The following is a 676-nucleotide window of genomic DNA, read 5'->3' on the forward strand; positions in this document are numbered from 1 at the left end:
CGGCGTAGCGCTTCATGAGCCGGAACCACACGACGGCGAGCACGCCGTACAGCAGCGTGAAGCCGATCATCGAGAACCAGACCATGCCGGGGGAGACGACCTCGCTGACGCCGCGGGCGGTCAGCAGCCACACGCCGTCGACGCCCGAGCTGTTCGGGTTCGGCGCGACGACCCACGGCTGGCGGCCCATCTCGGTGAAGATCCAGCCGAACGCCGACGCGAGGAACGGCGTGGCGATCGCCGCGATGGCGAGCCGCCCGAACCACGGCTTGCCGGTGACCGAGCCCTTGCGGCGCAGCAGCCACAGGGCGGCGAGCGACAGCGCGGCCGAGCCGACGCCGAAGCCGATCATGAGCCGGAACGACCAGTACGTGACGGCGAGGTTGGGGTAGAAGCGTGTGTCGGCGGGGTCGAACGTCGCCTCGACCCCGTTGTCCTGCTCCCACTGCGTGACCCACTGCGTGTAGTGCTCCTGCAGCTCGTCGACGCCGCGGATGCGGGCGTTGAAGTCGCCGGTCGCGAGGAACGACGTGAACCCGGGCAGCTCGATGAGGTGCTTGACGCCGTCGCAGTCGTTGGTGAGGTCGCCGATCGCGAGGATCGAGAACGCCGCGCCGTCCTGCGTCTCGCACAGGCCCTCCGCGGCGGCCATCTTGGCCGGCTGCTGGTCGAACAT

1 protein-coding gene is annotated in these 676 nt (G+C 69.7%); it reads right to left on the reverse strand.

Annotated elements, in window-relative coordinates; translation table 11 throughout:
* The coding region (locus tag G3I71_RS45340; RefSeq protein ID WP_164324759.1) for a cytochrome ubiquinol oxidase subunit I at positions 1 to 676 on the reverse strand (676 nt) is incomplete at both ends.

It is taken from the genome of Streptomyces sp. SID12501 (assembly GCF_010550245.1).
Classification (GTDB): Bacteria; Actinomycetota; Actinomycetes; order Streptomycetales; family Streptomycetaceae; genus Streptomyces.